We start from the raw sequence: 3,007 nt of genomic DNA, 5'->3' as shown, positions 1-3,007 counted from the left end.
GTCTTCTCCTCGCCGGGCAACTTGTCGTCGGTCATCGCATGAGGCCCTTCAGCTCGTGCGTTGCGGGCGCGGCCAGCGCTGCGGCCTCGGCCTCCGCGTACGCGTCCAGCTCGTTCTGGGCCATCGGGCGCTTGGCGACGATGCCCTTCTTCAGCTTCCACATCGCGTCGATCAGCATGTCCGGGCGCGGCGGGCAGCCGGGGACGTAGATGTCGACCGGGACGATGTGGTCGCCGCCCTGGACGATCGCGTAGTTGTTGAACATGCCGCCGGAGGAGGCGCACACGCCCATCGCGAGCACCCACTTCGGGTTGGGCATCTGGTCGTAGACCTGTCGCAGGACGGGGGCCATCTTCTGGCTGATCCGGCCCGAGATGATCATCAGGTCGGCCTGGCGCGGTGAGGCGCGGAAGACCTCCTGGCCCCAGCGGCCGGCGTCGAACCGGGGTGCGCCGTAGGCCATCATCTCGATCGCGCAACAGGCCAGGCCGAAGGTGGCCGGCCAGAAGGACGCCTGCCGCATCCAGCCGAACACGCCTTCGAGCGTGGTCAGCACCACGCCCTGGGGGATCTTGTCCTCAATGCCCATATCTACGTCCCTAACTCGCTCAGTCCCAGTCCAGCCCACCGCGACGCCAGACGTAGGCGTACGCGATGAAGACCGTCGCCATGAACAGCACCATCTCGATCAGGGCGAACAGGCCCAGCTGCCTGAAGGTGACGGCCCACGGATACAGGAAGATCGTTTCGATGTCGAAGACGATGAACAGCATCGCCGTGATGTAGTACTTGATCGCGAACCGGCCACCGCCGACGGCCACCGGGGTGGGCTCGATGCCGCACTCGTAGGGGCTGTACTTGACCTTGTTGTAGCGCCGCGGCCCGAGGAAGGCGCTGAGCGTGATCGAGATCGCCAGGAAGCCTGCCGCCAGGGCCATGATGCCCAGCAGTGGAATGTAGGGGCTCATCGGGGTGCCCGTCCCTTCTGCAGCTTGCGGAGCGCGGAATTCGTCATGCTGAGGGTGCCACCTTTGCGAGGGTGCCGATGACTTTGTCCATCCAATCACCATCCCGGGTGTCGTACAGGTGCGCAAGCAGTTTCATGGTGAACCGCATCAGCGTCGGCCGCGGCAGTCCGTAGCGGGTGCACAGGTGCATCACCTGCGGGTGCTCGATCAGGGAGACGAACACCTGGCCGAGCCGGAAGTACCCGCCCCACTCGGACTTCAACCGGGCCGGGTAGCCGGCCAGGGCGCGCTCAGCGCTCGGCGTCCCGAAGCCCCGGAAGTGGGCGTCGGCGATCGCGTCGGCGGCCATCTCCGCCGCCTCCATCGCATACGAGATGCCCTCGCCGTTGAAGGGCGAGATCATGCCGCCGGAGTCCCCCACCAGCAGCAGCCCCCTGGTGTAGGCGGGCTGGCGGTTGAAGCTCATCGGCAGTGCTGCGCCGAGGGTCGGCCCGACCTGGTTCTCCGGGGTGAAGCCCCACTCCGGCGGGGTGTTGGCCAGCCAGCGGGAGAACATGTCGCGGTAGTTCAGTTTGGCCGGCTCCGAACTGGAGGCGACCGTGCCGAGGCCGACGTTGACGGTGCCGTCGCCCATCCCGAAGACCCAGCCGTACCCGGGCAGCAGGGCGGACTCTCCCGCCTTGCCGTCCCAGAGCTCGAGCCAGGACTCCATGTAGTCGTCGTTCGTGCGCGGTGAGTTGAAGTAGGCCCGGACGGCGACGCCCATCGGCCGGTCCGTGCGCTTGGCCAGCCCCATGCCGATGGCCAGCCTGGCGGAGTTGCCGTCCGCTGCGATCACCAGCGGCGCGCGGAACTGGCGGCCGTCCTTCGTGGTCACCCCGACGATCCGGTCGGTGCGGGCGGAGACGATCGGAGCGGTCACGTTGGTCTGCTCGTAGAGCCGGGCGCCGCCGGCGACGGCGCGGTCGGCCAGGATCTTGTCGAACTGCGCCCGTGCCCGCACCAGCCCGTAGGGCGGGAACTCGGCCAGCTCCGGCCAGGGCAGCTCGAACGGCTCGCTGCGGCCGCCGTACACCCGCAGGCCCTTGTTGCGCACCCAGCCGGCAGCCTGGCTGGTGTCGATGCCCAGCCGGATCAGCTGCTTGACGGCGCGCGGAGTGAGTCCGTCGCCGCAGACCTTCTCGCGCGGGAAGGTGCTCTTCTCCAGCAGCACCACGTCAAGACCGCGGTCGGCGAGGTGGGCTGCCGCGGTCGAGCCGCCCGGTCCGGCGCCGACGACGATCACGTCGGCCTCAATGGCTGAGCCGGTGGCCGGCTCTGCCGGCTGCGGCTCGGACATGGGCGCTCCTGCACTTGGCTCGGGGGACTTCCGTCAGTCTAGGCAATCTGGCCTGACGGAGCCATTTGGCGCCACAGCGCGTCCGGCGACCCGGGGGCGCAGCGGCTATCCTGCGGTTGTGATCCATCACCCGCCCGGCCCCCAGTGGCGAGCGATGACGATCGGGATCGATGATCCCGGTGACCTGACCGCCTACCTGCCACCAGCCGGCGGCCATGCCTGGCTGCGGCGCGGGGACGGGATGGTCGGCATCGGCGAGGTGGCCCGGTTCGAGGGCGGCACAGCGGACGAGGCCGACGACTGGTGGCAGGAGACCTGCGGGCGGATCGAGCACGAGTCCGAGCACCTGGAGTGCTCGGGCACCGGGCCGATCGCTTTCGCGTCCTTCGTGTTCGACCCCGACCACACCGAGCAGCACTCGGTGGTGGTCGTCCCCAGGATCGTGATCGGTCGCCGCAACGGGCAGTCCTGGCTCACTGTCGTCGGGGGCACGGACGTCCCGTTGCCGGGCATGCCCGACCTGAACGAGCGACCGGCAGCGCCGGTGGCGGTGAAGGAGGCGGCCGCGAGCCTTGGCCGGGCCCAGTGGCAGGACATCGTCGGCGAGGCGGTGTCGCGGATCAGCCGGGGCGAGCTGGACAAGGTCGTCCTGGCCAGGGGCCTGACGCTGGTCTCGGAGACCCCGCTGGACCCGAACTGG

The 3,007-nt window shown here is 69.1% G+C and carries 4 protein-coding genes; 1 reads left to right on the top strand and 3 read right to left on the bottom strand.

Annotation, left to right across the window (positions count from 1 at the left end; genetic code table 11):
* Positions 1 to 31: 31 nt before the first annotated feature.
* Genes IT306_07900 through IT306_07890 form a run of 3 tightly spaced genes read right to left on the bottom strand, consistent with a single transcriptional unit; the run spans position 32 to position 2,307 of the window.
* Positions 32 to 589: an NADH-quinone oxidoreductase subunit B gene (locus IT306_07900; GenBank protein MCC7368329.1), complete on the bottom strand. Its 558-nt coding sequence runs from the start codon at positions 587 to 589 to the stop codon at positions 32 to 34.
* 19 nt (positions 590 to 608) lie between these two features.
* Entirely contained in the window at positions 609 to 968 is a 360-nt protein-coding gene (locus IT306_07895) for an NADH-quinone oxidoreductase subunit A (GenBank protein ID MCC7368328.1), read from the bottom strand.
* A gap of 43 nt (positions 969 to 1,011) precedes the next feature.
* Positions 1,012 to 2,307: a geranylgeranyl reductase family protein gene (locus IT306_07890; protein ID MCC7368327.1), complete on the bottom strand. Its 1,296-nt coding sequence runs from the start codon at positions 2,305 to 2,307 to the stop codon at positions 1,012 to 1,014.
* Between the two features lie 154 nt (positions 2,308 to 2,461).
* Here IT306_07890 and IT306_07885 point away from each other — a divergent pair.
* On the top strand, positions 2,462 to 3,007 hold a 546-nt coding region (locus IT306_07885), incomplete at its 3' end, for an isochorismate synthase (GenBank protein MCC7368326.1).

This window comes from Chloroflexota bacterium (assembly GCA_020850535.1).
Classification (GTDB): Bacteria; Chloroflexota; UBA6077; order UBA6077; family JACCZL01; genus JADZEM01.
Note: the sequence above shows the minus strand (reverse complement) of the source record. Positions and strands in the feature narration are given on the sequence as shown.